Below are 16,024 nucleotides of genomic sequence, written 5' to 3'. Positions count from 1 at the left end.
TTGAGGTCTTGCCTGGGATACGCAGTCAGGCTTTGGCCAGCGCATCGACCACCACCTGGAACCGGCGCGGATCGAAATAATCGTGGTAGGCGCTGATCAGACCGCTCTCGAAACGGAAGATCGTGATATTGCTGTTGGTGTATTCAGTGCCGCCGATCAGCACCGCGCGGTTCTTGTACTCAACGACGATCGAGTCCGAATCCGCTGCCGGATAGATGGCTGTCAACTGCGAATCGAAGGATTCGAAACTGCCGAAGAGGCCTCTGAAGGCCGCCAGGATCGCGGCCTTGCCCTCGATGCTGTTTCCAAATCCTGCCGGCGGGTAGAAGACAAGGATACGGCCATCTTCAGCCCAAAGGTCGTCCCATGCCTCAATGTCCTTGCGGTGCATCAGATCAAAGAATTTACGCACGGTCTCGAGATTACGGGTTCGTTCGGAATCGAGGTCGGTCATTGGACGTCTCCTTGGCTGCTCGGCGCTTGCCGTGTGATGCAGCCAAAGATGCGCCCTCCTTTTCCCACCGATAAGATTGCATTATCCGAATGAACTATGCGATATCATGCATGAATGGACCGCGATCTGCTTAGCCACCTACCTATAATCGTTGCCGTCGCGCGGCGTGGCGGCTTCGCGTCGGCGGCCGCCGAGCTCGGCATGAGCCCGTCAGCGGTCAGCCATGCGGTGCGGCTGGTAGAGGAGCGAATCGGCCAGCCGTTGTTTGCCCGCACCACGCGCAGCGTCTCGCTGACCGAGACTGGCACCGCGCTTGTCGCTGCGGCGGAGCCGGCGCTGGAAGACATTGCCGACCGGATCGAACGCATCCGCTCGGTCAAAGGCCGGGCAAGCGGACTGCTCAGGATCAACGCGCCGCGTTTGGCGCTGCCTTTGGCGCTGATGCCCATCCTGACGGCGATGGCGGAACGTTACCCTGACGTGACGCTGGAGATCGTCACCGACGAACGTCTGAGCGATATCGTCGGCGAGGGTTTCGACGCCGGCATCCGGCTGGGCGAGATGATCGCCGAGGATATGGTGACGGTGCGACTGACTCAGCCATTCCGGACGACGATTGTCGCCTCTCCGGCCTATGTCGGCCGCCACGGAAAGCCGCGAACAATTGCTGATCTCTCCACCCGCAACTGCATCGGCTATCGGCTGTTGCGATCACGTGCGCTCTATCGTTGGGATCTGTCAGACCAGGGCAAGGATATCAGCGTCGAGACACGCGGCAGCGTGGTCGTCAGCGATCCGCTGTCGGCAAGGGACATGGCGCTTGCCGGCATCGGCCTCGCCTATCTGTTCGAGCCGCTTGTCAAGCCCGACATCGAAGCAGGCCGGCTGGTCGAAGTCCTTGGCGAGGCATCGATCGAGGAACCGGGACTGTTCCTCTATTTCCCGCGCCGCGCCGCGATGGCCCCGAAGCTCCGCGCCTTCATCGACACCGCGCAAGAAATCGGCCGGGCATCCTCGCGGACACCCGGCCGAAAAAGCCTTTCGAGCGGACAGTTTACTTCTTGACCGCTGCCGCGACTTCCGCCGCGAAATCGGTCTCTTCCTTCTCGATGCCCTCACCGAGCGCGAAGCGCAGATAGGCAGCGATTTTGGCTGGCGCGCCGATCTCGCTTTCGGCATCCTTCAGCGCCTTCTCGACGGTGATGTCGGGATTGAGCACGAAAGCCTGCTTGAGCAGCACGACCTCTTCGTAGAACTTGCGCAAACGGCCCTCGACCATCTTCTCGATGATCGCTTCCGGCTTGCCGGACTGGCGCGCCTGGTCGGCGAAGATCGCCTTCTCGCGCTCCACCGCGACCGGATCGAGCTCTTCGGTGGTCAAGGCCATCGGATTGGTGGCAGCGACATGCATGGCAACCTGGCGGGCGAAGGCGTTCGCGGCATGCGCGTTGCCTGTCGTCTCGATGGCCACCAGCACGCCGAGCTTGCCAAGGCCGTCGGCGACCGCATTGTGAACGTAGGTTGCGACAGCGCCGTGCTCGACGGTGAGCTTGGCCGAGCGGCGGAAGCCCAGATTCTCGCCGATGGTGCCGACAGCGTCCTTGATGGTCTCAGTGACCGACTTGCCCGAGCCCGGATAGGGAGCAGCGGCAACGGCCTCGGTCTTGCCGCCATAGGCGAGCGCAACCTTCGCGACATTGGCGACGATCTCCTGGAACGCAGCATTGCGCGCAACGAAATCCGTCTCGGAATTGACCTCGACGATCGCTGCCTCGCGGACGCCGGAATCGACGCCGATCAGGCCTTCGGCAGCGGTACGGCCAGCCTTCTTGTCGGCCTTGGAAATGCCCTTCTTGCGCAGCCAGTCGATGGCTTCTTCCATATTGCCGTTGGTCTCGTTCAACGCCGCCTTGCAGTCCATCATGCCCGCGCCGGTCAAGTCGCGGAGTTCTTTGACCTGTGCAGCCGAAATGCTCATTGTCGCCTCTTTGTCTAAATGCACCGACGCACCATCGATTTTCGATGATGCGCCTGGTGCCGGTAGCGCTTACCGCGCCAACATATTGGAAAGATGAAGGCCGCAGCCGGCCTTCGCTATTATACTTCCGGGGTCTGGGCTGCCGGGCTCTCGGCGGCCGGGGTCTGATCGAGCGCCGGCTCGACCGGAGCCTCGACCGATGCGCCGATATCGACACCGAGCGCGCCCTGCTGACGGGCGATGCCGTCGATGGCTGCCTTGGCAATCAGATCGCAATAGAGCTGGATGGCACGGGCCGCGTCGTCGTTGCCGGGGATCGGGAAGTCGATCTTGTCCGGGTCGCAGTTGGAATCGATGATGGCAACGACCGGGATGCCGAGACGCTTGGCCTCGAGAATGGCGATCGCTTCCTTGTTGGTGTCGATCACGAACATCAAATCGGGCGTCGAACCCATGTCCTTGATGCCGCCCAGCGCCTTGTCGAGCTTCTCACGCTCGCGATCGAGGTTGAGGCGCTCCTTCTTGGTCAGGCCCTGAGCCTCGCCGGACAGCATTTCGTCGAGCTTGCGCAGGCGCTGGATGGAATTCGAGATCGTCTTCCAGTTGGTCAGCATGCCGCCGAGCCAGCGCGAGTTGACATAGTACTGGGCCGAACGCTGCGCGGCATCGGCGACGATGTCGGAGGCCTGGCGCTTGGTGCCGACGAACAGCACGCGGCCGCCCTTGGCAACAGTGTCGGAAACCTGCTTCAGCGCCTGGTGCAGCAAAGGCACCGTCTGCGAGAGGTCGATGATGTGGATGTTGTTGCGGGCGCCGTAGATATAGGGCGCCATTTTCGGGTTCCAGCGGTGGGTCTGGTGGCCGAAGTGAATGCCAGCTTCCAATAGCTGGCGCATGCTGAAATCAGGCAGAGCCATTTCTTATTTCCTTTCCGGTTAGCCTCCACGGACACAGGCATTTTTGGACTTTGTCCTCGAACGCCACCGGAGGTTTCAGCCGGATTTCTCCCGGGCAGATACCAAAGTCCGTGTGTGGAATGAGCGCGCATATAGAGGGGAAGCGCGACAAACGCAAGCGCTGTGGCGTCGTGCGGCTCAGCGTGCGGCGATCAGCGCACCGGTGTCATCGTCGCATCTTCCCCTTCGGCACCCGCACACGCCGGAAAACGGCGACGATCTCCTCGCGGCTGCATTCGATGGCGCCTAACCGCACTGCGCGGTCGCGCTCGAACCCGGTTATGTCATAATGTGGCGCCGATGTCTTCGGCGGCCCTTGGTAGGACGAGCGCTTGATGCCGAGCTGCCCGGCGAAGCGATGCAACTCGTCGGTATCGTCTGCCAGCAGATGACACCAGCGGTGGCCGACCCATTTCCAGATCGCCGCATCGACATAGACCGCCATGAGGCTTGCCGCACTCCTTCATCTTGCGCCGACCAACACGCCGCTAACGATGATAGAAGGGATTGGCATAGAAAATGAAGCCGCCGCCGGCCTCGAGTTGCGTCATCGTCCTGGTGACGGTCTCCTGCATGCGGTCGTGCAGTTCGGCGAGTGCCTCCTCGACGGAGCCTTGATAGGCGTGCAAGCCCAGCGGCTCCGGTACCCGGACATAGGCGCGGCGAGGGCCCGCCGGCTGCGGCACGAAACGGTTGATCGTATCGCGCAGCGTACCCTTGCAATAGTCGTTGCGGATCCGCTTCAAATGTTCGGCGATCTCCTCCTGCGTGATGCGCGGATTGGCCGAAGCCCACGGCCCGACACGCCGCAGGCGCTGGATCGTATCCGCCAGCGTTCGGACCTGCTTTTGGCTTCCGGTGCCGTCCGTGTTTTCCCGCAGCCAGCGCCGCGACCGGCGCAAAAGCTCGGCATTGTCGAGCGTGCCGGCTTCGAGCGAAACAAGTTCAGCAAGCCGATGGCCGAGTTCGGTCAGCAGATCCTTCTGACGTGTGTCATATGAAGCCCGCTCATCGGGCCGCAGGCCATTTGCAGCCTCATCCCGCGACAGCAGCGTCGCATAGATGTGATGGACGCGCTCCGGCAGCGTATTGGCGGCACGGCGTTCGATCTTCAGGCTGTGCTCGACATAGGCGCATTCCTTTGCCAGTGCTGCCTCGACATTCCCCGTAAAAGCGAGCTTCCAGGTCACGGGCGCGATCCAAACCTTGAAATCCGGATCCATCAGGCGGCCGCGCTTCAGCGCTTCGAACCCCATTTCGACCGCGCCTGGCAGCAGCGGGGCAACGATGTTGGCATGCCAGCCGACACCGCCTTCGGGATGCAGGAGCACGCCGTGCCCTTTCAGCGCCCAGGCCACCGAATGTTCCTTGGCCGCCGCGCTATTGCCCGGGATTTGCGCGATCAGATTGTTGGCCAGCCAGAATTTCTGCGTCAGCCGGCCAAGCCCATTGACGACGCCATGCGTGGCCCAGGATGCCGCCAGCGGGCTTACCCGCGACACGACCTCCTTGTCGATCATCCAGTCGGTAAAGAATTCGGGATGGTTGGGTGTGATGAACGTCGCCTTGCCCGCACCGCAACAAACCTTCAGCCTTTGCCGGTCATCCTCCGGAAAATCGATGTGGCGGACATTGGCGACGCCGCGCAAACCGGCCAGACGGTTGAATGGCAACAGGTCGCGAAGCCCCGGAATGCCGTGCAGCATGACAATCCGGTTGACGAATGTCATGGCCTTGATCAGCGTCGCATTGGGCCGCGGCGCCACAAAAACGTCGATCCTGCTCAACCTGCTCCCCCCACGGCGCTTACCGTCGTAAGACGTTGATAGGCAATTGCGGCATGCTCAAGTCGATGCGACATGCCCCGCAAGATCAAGCGCTACTGTCCCGGACAGCGCCGGCGGCTTGTCGTTGGTTCGAGCCTATTTCGACGGGCAGGTCTTTGGCTGATCGAACAGCGACAGATTGACCAGTTTGCCGGTCATCGAGAACTCGCCATAGTCCATGACGAGATCGCGCGTGATGCCGTTCTCGTGCAGCTTGAAGCTGATCCGGTATTCCGGCACCTCCTCGCCGCCTTTGTCGGCATCGTCGAAATAGGCGATGTCGACCGGCCAGTATTTGTCGGTGGCGAGCTTGGCCAGCGCCGGCGCTTCCGGATCGGTGTTGTCGGCATCGGCTTGCTTGCCGACGACGACGGTGGTGGTCACCACCTTGTTGGCATCCTCAGAGCCGTCGAACAGGTTGGTTTCGTAGAACCGCTCGCCCTTTTCCGCCTTGCCGATCATTTCGACCATTTGCTGGGTCGGGAACTGGGTCGGCGCGAGTTCCAGGCTGCTCTTTTCGGGCTTGTCGATATCGACCTTGAGACCATTGGCCTCCTTCGTTGCGGTACCCTTGACCTCCTTGTCGAGGTTCTGGTCGACAAAGGATTTGTTCACGAAGGAGAAGGTCTTGCCCTCGGCATCCTCGAAGGTGGTCATCTGCTGGTCGGTCAGCCTGGTGTTGTCGTTGGTTACGATCTGGGTCACCAAACGGAACTTTACCGTATAGCCCTCGCAAGGCGAGCCGTTGAACTCGTAGACCATGCGGCCGGTGATGCCAGTAATGCCGGAGCGATCGGAGGCCTTGTCGAGTGAAATGTCGTAAACAGCACGATGCGCCTGCAGCGCAGGCACCGCAAAAGCGGGAGCCGCCCAGGAAGCCGCTGTCAGGAGAACGGCGTTGAATGCGAGGCGCGTTGCGCGCATGGGGTGCTCCGATCATCGCGGCTAACGGCAGGCCGCATGGAAAGATGGTCCAGCTTAAAAAAAGTCGTGGCGGAAGCGAGGCAAAAATAGCAATTTCGGCCCGGCCTGCGCGGCGCCTTCAAGCAATAGGGAAATAGCATGAGCGAAACAATCGAAAAGCGGCTAAGCGAACTCGGCGTGACGCTGCCGGCCGCCGCCGCGCCCGCCGCCAATTACGTGCCATATTGCAGGACCGGCAATCTGCTGTTCACCGCCGGGCAGTTGCCGCTCAAGGAGGGCAAGCTCCAGGCGAGCGGACTGCTTGGCCGCGATGTCGACACCGCGACCGGCAAGGAAGCCGCAAAATACTGTGCGATCAACATATTGGCGCAGGCCCAGGCGGCACTTGGCGATCTCGAGAAAATCCGTCGCTTGGTGAAGATCACCGTCTTCGTCGCCTCGGCACCGGATTTTGTCGAACAGCATCTGGTTGCCAACGGCGCCTCGGATTTTCTCGTCGCCGTGCTCGGCGATCGCGGCAAGCACGCTCGCTCCGCCGTCGGCACCGCCTCCCTGCCGCTTAATGCCGCAGTGGAAATCGAAGCGATCTTCGAAGTCGAATGACCGGGACTGCGACAATGACCGATCTTTCTTGGCTGACCGCCCGGCCCGTCGCCCATCGCGGCCTCCACGACATGAACAAGACGCGCTGGGAGAACACGCTTTCCGCGTTTGCCGCGGCAGCCGAGCGCGGCTACGCGATCGAATGCGATGTGCACCTGTCATCCGACGGCGTCCCCGTCATCATCCACGATGGCGATCTGCGGCGGTTGACCGGCAAGGACGGCTTCGTCTGGCAGCGTACGGCTGCCGAGATCACGGCGCTGAAGGTCGGCGGCACCGCCGACCATTTGCCGACGCTGCAGCAGGCGCTCGATCTGGTCGACGGCCGTGTGCCGATGGTTGTCGAACTGAAAGGAGCTGCCGGGCACGACGAAGGCCTGGTCGAAAGCGTCGGCAAGATGCTCAAGCAATACAAGGGCAAGACCGCGATCATGTCGTTCGACCATTGGCTGATCCGCGAGTTCGCGAAATATGCACCCGGCATACCCGGAGGGTTGACCGCCTACGGCAACGACAACCACCTGATCGAGGCGCATTTCGCCATGCTGGCGCATGACATCGCCTTCACCTCCTACGCCGCCGGCGACCTGCCGAACCGGTTCGTCTCCTTCGTGCGAGAGAGACTCGGCATGCCGGTGATCACCTGGACCGTGCATGACCAGCCTGCCGTCGATCTGACCTTCAAATATGCCGACCAGATGACGTTCGAAGGATTCGAGCCCGATCTGGTACGGCTTGCCTGAGCGGGCTTGTATGGGTCCGCAGCGAGCTTAAGTAAGCCTCATGGATCAAGGGGACGACTGCGAAAGACAAACGGCGAATGCGGAGCTGTCGATCCGCATCGCCGCGGGCATCGGCGCCTTTACCAGCGCTGAATGGGACAGCCTCGGCGGCACTACACGCGGCGATGCAGAAAACGGCTACAACCCGCTTGTTTCATTCGCTTTTTTGAGCGCGCTGGAAGATTCCGGCTGCGCTGTTCGGCGCACCGGCTGGCAAGGCCATCACCTCAGGCTGGAAACCGCACGAGGCAAGCTGCTCGGGGCGGTCCCCTGCTATCTGAAGTCGCACAGCCAGGGCGAATATGTCTTCGACCATGGCTGGTCGGACGCATTCGAACGCGCCGGCGGGCGCTACTATCCGAAGCTGCAATGCGCGGTGCCGTTCACGCCCGTCACCGGCCCTCGCCTGCTGGTCGGCAAGGGCGAGGACAGCCCGACCGTCAAGGCCGGTCTTGCGGCCGGCCTGAAGGCGGTGACGGATAAGCTCGGCGTGTCTTCCGCGCATGTTACCTTCGCGCCGGAGGACGACGTCCAGATATTGGCGGCGGCCGGCTTCCTGCATCGCACCGACCAGCAGTTTCACTTCTCCAACGAAGGCTTTTCGAGCTACGACGATTTTCTCGCGACGTTAGCCTCGCGCAAGCGCAAGGCGATGAAGAAAGAGCGGCGCGAGGCGCACGCCGACGGCATCTCGATCGACTGGCTGACCGGCAAGGATCTGACCGAAAAGGCCTGGGACGACTTTTTCGCGTTCTACATGGATACCGGCAGCAGGAAATGGGGCCGGCCCTACCTCAACCGCGATTTCTTCTCGCTGATCGGCGAGCGCATGGCCGACGACATCCTGCTGATTATGGCCAAACGCAACGGGCGCTACATTGCCGGTGCCATCAACTTCATCGGTTCCGACGCGCTCTACGGCCGCAATTGGGGCTGCATCGAGGACCACCCATTCCTGCATTTCGAGGTCTGCTACCATCAGGCGATCGATTTCGCCATCTCGCGCAAGCTGAAGGTGGTTGAAGCCGGTGCGCAGGGCGAGCACAAGCTGGCGCGCGGCTACCGGCCCGTGACAATGCATTCGGCGCACTACATCGCCCATCCAGGTCTGCGCAATGCAGTGGCCGACTACCTCCAACGCGAGCGGCGCGAAGTCAAGCGGATGAGCGAATATCTGGAAGAGCACACCCCGTTCCGCAAGGACCTGGCGGAGTAGGGTAGCGAGACCCAATCGCTCAGCCGCGCGGGCCGGCATGGCCGATGTCGATCGATCGTCTTGCCCGCCCGGAACAGCTTCGCTACACGAGACAGCGAGCCAAGAACCGGAGCGCGCGCCATGGCCGAAGCAACCTACGACAGCAGCAACATCTTCGCGAAAATCCTGCGCGGAGAAATCCCTTCGCACCGCGTCTACGAGGATGACGCGGTCGTCGTCTTCATGGATGTGATGCCGCAAGGACAAGGTCACACGCTGGTGGTGCCGAAAGCGCCGTCGCGCAACCTGCTCGACGCGGATCCGGTGGTGCTTGGCCCGCTCTTCATTCACGTCCAGAAAGTTGCGCGGGCCGTAAAAAAGGCTTTCGATGCCGATGGCGTCACGGTCTTGCAGTTCAACGAACCAGCTTCGGGCCAGACCGTCTTCCACCTCCATGTCCATGTCATTCCGCGCTTCGACGGCATTCCCTTGAAGCCGCACAGCGGACAGATGGAAAAGCCTGAAGTCCTGGCCGAGAACGCCGGCAAGATACGGATAGCGCTGGCAAGCTGAACCGGCGCAAACCGCTCCGGCGGGCGCCGGGTGCTTAACGGAAGGTGTCATAAAAAAAAGCCCCGTTTCCGGGGCTTTTTTGCTGGCTGGTTCGTCAGCTCTTGCGCGGCAGTTGCGGCACAAGGCTGCGCTTGCCGCCGTCCTTACCTTTGGGCTCCGGCTTCTGCGCCACCGCCTTTTTGGCGGCGGGCTTTTTCGCCACCGCCTTCTTGGCTTTCGGCACGTCGTCCGGGTCTTCCTTCTTCGGCTTCACCGGCGCCTCGTCGGCGAGCGATTCGAGCTTCAGGCCTGTCTCGCCGGTTTCCTTCTTCTCGACGGTGACACGCACCGTGCCGCCCTTCTTGAGCTTGCCGAACAGCACCTCATCGGCCAGCGGCTTCTTGATGTGCTCCTGGATGACACGGCCAAGCGGCCGGGCGCCCATGCGCTCGTCATAGCCCTTGTCGGCCAGCCATGCGATTGCATCCTGCGACAAGTCGAAAGTCACGCCACGCTCGGAAAGCTGCGCTTCCAGCTGCATGACGAACTTCTGCACCACCTGATGGATGACCGGCACCGGCAGCGAGCCGAACGGAATAATCGCATCGAGGCGGTTGCGGAACTCCGGCGTGAACAGCCGGTTGATCGCCTCGACATCGTCGCCTTCGCGCTTGGTCGAACCGAAACCGATCGCCGCGCGCTGCGCATCGGATGCACCCGCATTGGTGGTCATGATCAGGATGACATTGCGGAAGTCTATCTGCTTGCCGTTGTGGTCGGTCAGCTTGCCGTGATCCATGACCTGCAACAGGATGTTGAACAGGTCCGGATGCGCCTTCTCGACTTCGTCCAGCAACAGCACGCAATGCGGATGCTGGTCGACGCCGTCGGTCAGAAGGCCGCCCTGGTCGAAGCCGACATAGCCCGGAGGCGCGCCGATCAGCCGCGAAACGGTATGGCGTTCCATATATTCCGACATGTCGAAGCGGATCAGCTCCACGCCGAGCGAGGCGGCGAGCTGCTTGGCCACTTCCGTCTTGCCGACACCGGTCGGGCCCGAGAACAGGTACGAGCCGATCGGCTTTTCCGGTTCCCGCAGGCCGGCCCGCGCCAGCTTGATGGCCGAGGTCAGCGCTGTGATCGCGGTGTCCTGGCCGTAAACGACGCGCTTCAATTCGATGTCGAGGCCTTGCAGCACCTTCTCGTCGTCGGCGGAAACCGTCTTCGGCGGGATGCGCGCCATGGTGGCGATCGTCGCTTCGATCTCCTTGATGCCGATCGTCTTCTTGCGCTTTGCTTCCGGCACCAGCATCTGCGAGGCGCCGGTCTCGTCGATCACGTCGATCGCCTTGTCCGGCAGCTTGCGGTCGTTGATGTAACGCGCCGAGAGCTCGACCGAAGCCTTGATCGCCTCACTAGTGTAGCGGACCTTGTGGAACTCTTCGAAATAAGGCTTGAGGCCCTTCATGATCTCGATGGCGTCCTCGACCGTCGGCTCGTTGACGTCGATCTTCTGGAAGCGCCGCACCAGCGCGCGGTCCTTCTCGAAGAACTGACGGAACTCCTTGTAGGTGGTCGAGCCGATACAGCGGATGGCGCCGGACGACAGCGCCGGCTTCAACAGGTTCGATGCATCCATGGCGCCGCCGGAGGTGGCCCCTGCCCCGATCACGGTGTGGATTTCATCGATGAACAGCACGGCGCCGGGATAGTCTTCGAGCTCCTTGACGACCTGCTTCAGCCGCTCCTCGAAATCGCCGCGATAGCGGGTGCCGGCCAGCAGCGTGCCCATGTCGAGCGCGAAGATGGTGGCATTGTGCAGCACTTCGGGAACGTCGCCCTCGACGATGCGCTTGGCGAGGCCCTCGGCGATCGCCGTCTTGCCGACGCCGGGATCACCGACATAGAGCGGGTTGTTCTTGGAGCGGCGGCACAGAACCTGGATAGTCCGGTTGATCTCGCTCTCGCGACCGATCAATGGATCGATCTTGCCGGCCTTGGCTTTGTTGTTCAGGTTGACGCAATAAGCAGTCAGCGCGTCCTGCTGCTGCTTCTTCTTGCCGCCTTCCTCTTGCGGCTCGGCCCCGCTCTGGCTGCCTTGCTCGTCGTCGGCGCCGCGCGGCGTCCGCGTCTCGGAAGCGCCGGGGCGCTTGGCGATGCCATGCGAGATGTAGTTGACCGCGTCGTAGCGGGTCATCTGCTGTTCCTGCAGGAAGTAAGCGGCGTGGCTCTCGCGCTCAGCGAAGATGGCGACGAGCACGTTGGCGCCGGACACTTCCTCGCGGCCTGACGACTGCACATGGATCACTGCGCGCTGGATGACGCGCTGGAAACCGGCAGTCGGCTTGGAATCTTCATCGTAGCCGGTGACGAGATTGTCGAGCTCGGTGTCGATATAGGTGAGGACCGTATGCTTCAACTCGTCGAGATCGACGTTGCAGGCACGCATGACGGCGGCCGCCTCGGTGTCGTCGATCAGGGCGAGCAGCAAATGTTCAAGGGTTGCATATTCATGGTGCCGCTCATTGGCGAGCGTCAGCGCTTGGTGAAGCGCCTTTTCCAGGCCTTGGGAGAAAGCCGGCATGTTACCTCACTTCTTCTCCATCACGCATTGCAGCGGATGCTGATTCTGTCGGGCGAAATCCATGACCTGAGACACTTTGGTCTCGGCCACCTCGAATGTATAGACCCCGCACTCGCCCACCCCATGATTGTGAACATGAAGCATTATGCGTGTGGCGGCTTCGCGGTCCTTCTGGAAAAAGCGCTCCAGCACGTGGACCACGAATTCCATGGGTGTGTAGTCGTCGTTAAGAATGAGGACCCGATACAGACTGGGCTTCTTGGTCTTGGTTTTTGTGCGCGTGATGACGGCCGTGCCGCGACCGGCCTCATTGCCGTTGCTGCCGTTCTGCATTCGCACCACGTAGCTCGTGGCAGTCAAACCTGTAGTCACGTAGTCCTGCCTCTTTCGAATCCTCATGCATGCTCGACATGTAGGTGTTCGATGGACGATTTTAAGCCCTTCTGTTTAGCTGACAATATGGCTAGGTGGCCAAACTTGACCGATTTTTCAAATCGTGAAGACCGCAGGCCCCGATTTCGAGCTGGCATGAAAAAACCCGGCCGCGCGTTTGCGACCGGGTCTGTCTTTGCGAGCCCAGGGCCGGCTCGGAACGTTCGTCGAATTCACTTCGCCTTGGCGACGATCGATTCGAACGGCTTGTAGGCTTCCTTGGCGAGTTCGGCATAGAGATCGCCAAGCTTGGTGGCCTCGGTGACGAAGCTCTCATAGGACTGCTTGGCATAGTCGGACTGGATCTCGATCGCCTTGTCCAGCGACTTGGCGGAAAAGAGCTTCTCGACAGCGGCGCTACCAGCTTCGAAGCTTTTCTTGGTGTACTCGCCCGCCTCGGCGGCGATAGCCTGCGCACCCTTGGACAGCGAGGCGAAGCTCTTTAATCCGGTGTCCGCAAATTCCTTGCCGTATTTGCTGAAATCTTCGTAAGTCTGGGTCATTTCACGCTTTCCCTTGAACGGTTGCCTTGGACGACAGACGCCTTGTCCGGCCTGCGTTGTGCAATGCGTGTAAATATATTGTGCAGTGCACAAAAAGTCAAGATTCCCGCGGCAATGCGCATCGTGAGCTGCCGGCAATCGCTAAGATTCGAATAAAGAGAAGCTCAATCCCGCAGAAAATGGTGAACGCGGCGGTTACCATAAACGGATTGGTAACGCTGCCCGCGTTAGCGTGGCCGAAGATGAGGCAGGACCCTTTGCCGCCTCCAAGGCAACGGAAATTCAAAGGAACTATCAGTGCGTAAGGCGTTGTCGGGCTTCGTTTCCAAATCCGCGTCCCCCCTCAAAACGATCATGATCCTCGCTATGGCGATGAGCTTCGTCGTCGCGGACGCGGCTTCATCCATGGCGGCCAAGTCGGCGGCCATCGTCATCGATGCCAAGACCGGCAAGGTGCTTTATTCGTCGGATGCCGATGGCCGGCGCTATCCGGCGTCGCTTACCAAGATGATGACGCTCTATCTGACGTTCGAGGCATTGGCGAAGGGCAGGATCAGCAAGAATTCCCCGGTCGTGTTCTCGGCCAATGCCGCTGCCGAACCGCCGACGAAGCTCGGCGTCAAGCGGGGCGGCTCGGTCACGGTCGAGACCGCGATCCTGTCGATGGTGACCAAATCGGCAAACGATTCCGCAACGGCGCTTGGCGAGATGCTCGGCGGCAATGAAGCCAATTTCGCCCGCATGATGACCGCCAAGGCGCGGGCGCTGGGCATGAGGGGAACCGTTTTCCGCAACGCCAACGGCTTGCCTGATCCCGGCCAGTTCACGACCGCGCGCGACATGGCGATGCTCGGCATCGCCCTGAGAGAGCATTTTCCGCAATATTACGGCTATTTCTCGCAGCGCTCCTTTCTTTATGGGCGGCAGCGTATCAACGGCCACAATCGTCTGCTCGGACGCATCAAGGGCGTCGACGGCATCAAGACCGGTTACACCCGCGCCTCCGGTTACAATCTGGTCTCCTCGGTCTCGGATGGCGATCGGCGCATCGTAGCGGTGGTCATGGGCGGCAGGTCCGGCGGCAGCCGCGACAGCCAGATGGCCGGGTTGATCAATGCCTACATGCCGAAGGCCTCGTCGCGCGGCGGCGGCGTGCTGATTGCCGAGGCTGGTGGCGGCAATCCGATTTCAGCTTTGGCCAAGGTGCTTCTACCGAAACATGACGCGCCGACACCGGACAGTAAGCCGGACGACGATGCCGTTGCCTCCCTTGTCGAGGAAAATGCGCCCATCGCTGAAGAAACCACTCCGGTCGTTCAGGCCAAGAGGGTCAAGACGACGGCTGTGTCGACGGTGGACGACGTGGCGACAGCCCGGGTCGCCGCAGCCTATGCCGAACCGGCGGCAGAGGTCGATCCGGTCAGCACGGCGTCAGTGCCATCCGGCTGGGCAATACAGGTCGCCTCTTCGCCAAAACAGGCCGAAGCGAAGGCTTTCCTCGACAAGGCGACGAAGCAGGCGCCCTCCGTTCTGGCCGATGCCTCCGGTTTCACCATCGCCTTCGATAAAGACGGTGTCACCTACTACCGTGCCCGGTTCGGTGGTTTCGGTTCGAAGACTTCTGCCTGGAAGGCCTGCAACGCTTTGAAAAAGAAGAAGATCGAGTGCTACGCCGTCCAGCAGTAAGCGGCGCGCGAAACGATATCTTTCCCGAAAGTTCTGCGTCGAAGGAGACTAGTTGTGATTGGAGAGCAAGACGTCCTTGGCTTCATTGATCCGCGCCGCCAGGAAAGACGTGCCACCGATATCGGGGTGCAGGCGCTGCATCAGGCGGCGGTGCGCTTTGCGGACATCCGCCGCGGCAGCCCCCGCTTCAAGACCAAGGATCTTGTAGGCCTCCTCCTTAGTCATGGCGCCAGAACCTGGCGCAACACCCAGCCCTTCGCCACCATTCGCATCAGCGTCTTTGCGCCAGATGGGAAATCTGCCGTCAAGATACGTCTCTAGCAATTGGCGGCTCTCCGGATCGCCGGAGAGTTCGCGATAGAGTTGCTGCAATTCGGCAAGCCCCATCGAACCAAGCATCTTGCCTTCATGGCGCCCGGCCAGCACAAGGCCTTCGAGGCCGCCGGTATCGTGATCGAGTTCCATCTCAAGCGCCGCGGTACGAACTGTCGACCGCTTGCCTGGTGCCAGTTTGGCTGCCGGCCGATTCATGCGCATGGAGCCGTACCAGGCGAGCGCAGCCGACAGGATCAAGCCGCCGATGCCCTCGCGCCCGACCAGCAGCACGGCGACGCCGACCAGCCCGAGCAGCACAGGTCCAAGCGTTCTCATGCCGCCTGCAAGCTTGGCCGGATCGGCGCGCAGGAAGATGGTGAGCGTGCCGAGAAACACCAGAAGCAATGCTACAAAAGCGATAATTGCGCCCATCAGTTTCCGCCGCCCCTCAGATGCTCGATCATCAGCCGGTCCTCCGGCCTGCCCCGGGCCTCCAGTGCTTTCAGCCCGCCGGTCGCAAACACGGCGACGGACGAAAGCAGGCCGGCCAAGGTTGCGGCAGCCCGCCGATCGAACCGGAACCAGGCCCCTTTCGACAGCCGCGCAATTTCCTTGAACGCCTTTTCCGCGGCGGCATCATGGCCCTCCTGAAAGACGAAGACAGGAACGCCGTGCAGGCCGAGGCTGCCGGCCTTTTCGGCCAGATCATCTATGTTTTCTTCCATCGCGTCGCCGATATAGACCAGCGCGTTGACCTTGGCCGCCGCCGTCTGTTTCAGCGCATGAGCGAGCACCTTGCCGATTTGGGTATGGCCGCTGCGGCATTCGATCCGCGTCATCAGCTGTTTCAGAGCTTCGGTATCGGTGACAAATGCGGATGAGCGGCACTCGCCAAGACCGCGAAAATAGACCAGCTGCACCTTGAGTGCCCCGGCCTTGCCGACGGCGTCGAACATCTCGGCCTGCAGCGCACAGGCGAGATCCCAGGTCGGCTGGCGGCTCATCGTCGCGTCGAGGGACAGGATCAGCCTGCCTGAACCGGTGGCGGATGCAGCGAGCGTTCTTGCCTGACGGAGAAACGCGTCGATCTCGCCGGTGCTCGATTGAGACTCGACCGGCGCAGGATTTGCCTTTGCAGGCACTGGCTGCTTCTTGTCGCTCATGACATTCAAGATGTGGCGTTGTTCCCCGGCTTGCAAGCCCAGATGAGGCGACCTGGAGGACCGGTGATGAT

17 protein-coding genes are annotated in these 16,024 nt (G+C 61.4%); 6 read left to right on the top strand and 11 right to left on the bottom strand.

What is annotated here, in order from left to right; translation table 11 throughout:
- Positions 1 to 25: 25 nt before the first annotated feature.
- Complete coding sequence (locus E5W70_RS00460; RefSeq protein WP_292653509.1) at positions 26 to 454, bottom strand: nuclear transport factor 2 family protein; 429 nt, start codon at positions 452 to 454, stop codon at positions 26 to 28.
- A gap of 114 nt (positions 455 to 568) precedes the next feature.
- On the opposite strand from E5W70_RS00460, the gene E5W70_RS00455 reads away from it, so the two are divergent.
- Positions 569 to 1,519, top strand: a complete 951-nt coding sequence (locus E5W70_RS00455; RefSeq protein ID WP_292653508.1) for a LysR family transcriptional regulator — start codon at positions 569 to 571, stop codon at positions 1,517 to 1,519.
- Here E5W70_RS00455 and tsf read toward each other — a convergent pair.
- From tsf to E5W70_RS00430, 5 genes are all read right to left on the bottom strand, one after another.
- Positions 1,509 to 2,432, bottom strand: a complete 924-nt coding sequence (tsf, locus tag E5W70_RS00450; RefSeq protein WP_292653507.1) for a translation elongation factor Ts — start codon at positions 2,430 to 2,432, stop codon at positions 1,509 to 1,511. The two genes, E5W70_RS00455 and tsf, sit on opposite strands and share 11 nt — an antisense overlap.
- Positions 2,433 to 2,551: 119 nt before the next feature.
- On the bottom strand, positions 2,552 to 3,349 hold the full coding sequence (gene rpsB, locus E5W70_RS00445) for a 30S ribosomal protein S2 (protein ID WP_292653506.1): 798 nt from the start codon (positions 3,347 to 3,349) through the stop codon (positions 2,552 to 2,554).
- Between the two features lie 205 nt (positions 3,350 to 3,554).
- Positions 3,555 to 3,833: a DUF4031 domain-containing protein gene (locus tag E5W70_RS00440; protein ID WP_292653505.1), complete on the bottom strand. Its 279-nt coding sequence runs from the start codon at positions 3,831 to 3,833 to the stop codon at positions 3,555 to 3,557.
- 43 nt (positions 3,834 to 3,876) lie between these two features.
- The gene (locus tag E5W70_RS00435; RefSeq protein WP_292653504.1) at positions 3,877 to 5,175 is read right to left on the bottom strand and encodes a hypothetical protein; all 1,299 of its coding nucleotides are present in this window, start codon (positions 5,173 to 5,175) and stop codon (positions 3,877 to 3,879) included.
- A 135-nt stretch (positions 5,176 to 5,310) separates the two neighbouring features.
- On the bottom strand, positions 5,311 to 6,138 hold the full coding sequence (locus E5W70_RS00430; protein ID WP_292653503.1) for a cell envelope integrity EipB family protein: 828 nt from the start codon (positions 6,136 to 6,138) through the stop codon (positions 5,311 to 5,313).
- A 138-nt stretch (positions 6,139 to 6,276) separates the two neighbouring features.
- Between E5W70_RS00430 and E5W70_RS00425 the strand changes: the two genes are divergently transcribed.
- From E5W70_RS00425 to E5W70_RS00410, 4 genes are all read left to right on the top strand, one after another.
- A complete protein-coding gene (locus E5W70_RS00425; RefSeq protein ID WP_292653502.1) occupies positions 6,277 to 6,741 on the top strand; it encodes a RidA family protein in 465 nt (154 codons plus the stop codon).
- Positions 6,742 to 6,755: 14 nt separating this feature from the next.
- Entirely contained in the window at positions 6,756 to 7,484 is a 729-nt protein-coding gene (locus tag E5W70_RS00420) for a glycerophosphodiester phosphodiesterase (protein WP_292653501.1), read from the top strand.
- Positions 7,485 to 7,524: 40 nt separating this feature from the next.
- Positions 7,525 to 8,739 carry a GNAT family N-acetyltransferase gene (locus E5W70_RS00415; protein ID WP_292653500.1) on the top strand — a complete coding sequence of 405 codons (1,215 nt, stop codon included), beginning with the start codon at positions 7,525 to 7,527 and terminating at the stop codon, positions 8,737 to 8,739.
- Positions 8,740 to 8,859: 120 nt separating this feature from the next.
- Positions 8,860 to 9,291: an HIT family protein gene (locus E5W70_RS00410; RefSeq protein ID WP_292653499.1), complete on the top strand. Its 432-nt coding sequence runs from the start codon at positions 8,860 to 8,862 to the stop codon at positions 9,289 to 9,291.
- A 94-nt stretch (positions 9,292 to 9,385) separates the two neighbouring features.
- On the opposite strand, the gene clpA is transcribed toward E5W70_RS00410, so the two are convergent.
- From clpA to E5W70_RS00395, 3 genes are all read right to left on the bottom strand, one after another.
- On the bottom strand, positions 9,386 to 11,854 hold the full coding sequence (clpA, locus tag E5W70_RS00405) for an ATP-dependent Clp protease ATP-binding subunit ClpA (RefSeq protein ID WP_292653498.1): 2,469 nt from the start codon (positions 11,852 to 11,854) through the stop codon (positions 9,386 to 9,388).
- 6 nt (positions 11,855 to 11,860) lie between these two features.
- Positions 11,861 to 12,187, bottom strand: coding sequence for an ATP-dependent Clp protease adapter ClpS (gene clpS, locus E5W70_RS00400; protein ID WP_023717744.1), 327 nt, complete (start codon positions 12,185 to 12,187; stop codon positions 11,861 to 11,863).
- A gap of 272 nt (positions 12,188 to 12,459) precedes the next feature.
- On the bottom strand, positions 12,460 to 12,789 hold the full coding sequence (locus E5W70_RS00395; RefSeq protein WP_023674920.1) for a phasin family protein: 330 nt from the start codon (positions 12,787 to 12,789) through the stop codon (positions 12,460 to 12,462).
- 297 nt (positions 12,790 to 13,086) lie between these two features.
- Here E5W70_RS00395 and E5W70_RS00390 point away from each other — a divergent pair, with 297 nt between their 5' ends.
- Positions 13,087 to 14,475, top strand: coding sequence for a D-alanyl-D-alanine carboxypeptidase (locus E5W70_RS00390; RefSeq protein WP_292653497.1), 1,389 nt, complete (start codon positions 13,087 to 13,089; stop codon positions 14,473 to 14,475).
- A 48-nt stretch (positions 14,476 to 14,523) separates the two neighbouring features.
- Here E5W70_RS00390 and E5W70_RS00385 read toward each other — a convergent pair whose 3' ends face one another.
- Positions 14,524 to 15,222, bottom strand: a complete 699-nt coding sequence (locus E5W70_RS00385) for a DnaJ domain-containing protein (protein WP_292653496.1) — start codon at positions 15,220 to 15,222, stop codon at positions 14,524 to 14,526.
- The gene (locus E5W70_RS00380; RefSeq protein ID WP_292653495.1) at positions 15,222 to 15,953 is read right to left on the bottom strand and encodes a VWA domain-containing protein; all 732 of its coding nucleotides are present in this window, start codon (positions 15,951 to 15,953) and stop codon (positions 15,222 to 15,224) included. Before E5W70_RS00380 ends, E5W70_RS00385 begins: the two co-directional genes overlap by 1 nt.
- Positions 15,954 to 16,024 lie beyond the last annotated feature (71 nt).

The sequence above is a fragment of the Mesorhizobium sp. genome (assembly GCF_005063415.1).
Classification (GTDB): domain Bacteria; phylum Pseudomonadota; class Alphaproteobacteria; order Rhizobiales; family Rhizobiaceae; genus Mesorhizobium.
This window is presented reverse-complemented; position numbering and strand designations above follow the sequence as displayed.

Coding starts and splice junctions, on each gene's coding strand:
- E5W70_RS00460 (WP_292653509.1), bottom strand. CDS start 454: ATGACCGACCTCGATTCCGAACGAACCCGTAATCTCGAGACCGTGCGT.
- E5W70_RS00455 (WP_292653508.1), top strand. CDS start 569: ATGGACCGCGATCTGCTTAGCCACCTACCTATAATCGTTGCCGTCGCG.
- tsf (WP_292653507.1), bottom strand. CDS start 2,432: ATGAGCATTTCGGCTGCACAGGTCAAAGAACTCCGCGACTTGACCGGC.
- rpsB (WP_292653506.1), bottom strand. CDS start 3,349: ATGGCTCTGCCTGATTTCAGCATGCGCCAGCTATTGGAAGCTGGCATT.
- E5W70_RS00440 (WP_292653505.1), bottom strand. CDS start 3,833: ATGGCGGTCTATGTCGATGCGGCGATCTGGAAATGGGTCGGCCACCGC.
- E5W70_RS00430 (WP_292653503.1), bottom strand. CDS start 6,138: ATGCGCGCAACGCGCCTCGCATTCAACGCCGTTCTCCTGACAGCGGCT.
- E5W70_RS00425 (WP_292653502.1), top strand. CDS start 6,277: ATGAGCGAAACAATCGAAAAGCGGCTAAGCGAACTCGGCGTGACGCTG.
- E5W70_RS00420 (WP_292653501.1), top strand. CDS start 6,756: ATGACCGATCTTTCTTGGCTGACCGCCCGGCCCGTCGCCCATCGCGGC.
- E5W70_RS00415 (WP_292653500.1), top strand. CDS start 7,525: ATGGATCAAGGGGACGACTGCGAAAGACAAACGGCGAATGCGGAGCTG.
- E5W70_RS00410 (WP_292653499.1), top strand. CDS start 8,860: ATGGCCGAAGCAACCTACGACAGCAGCAACATCTTCGCGAAAATCCTG.
- clpA (WP_292653498.1), bottom strand. CDS start 11,854: ATGCCGGCTTTCTCCCAAGGCCTGGAAAAGGCGCTTCACCAAGCGCTG.
- clpS (WP_023717744.1), bottom strand. CDS start 12,187: ATGCAGAACGGCAGCAACGGCAATGAGGCCGGTCGCGGCACGGCCGTC.
- E5W70_RS00395 (WP_023674920.1), bottom strand. CDS start 12,789: ATGACCCAGACTTACGAAGATTTCAGCAAATACGGCAAGGAATTTGCG.
- E5W70_RS00385 (WP_292653496.1), bottom strand. CDS start 15,222: ATGGGCGCAATTATCGCTTTTGTAGCATTGCTTCTGGTGTTTCTCGGC.
- E5W70_RS00380 (WP_292653495.1), bottom strand. CDS start 15,953: ATGAGCGACAAGAAGCAGCCAGTGCCTGCAAAGGCAAATCCTGCGCCG.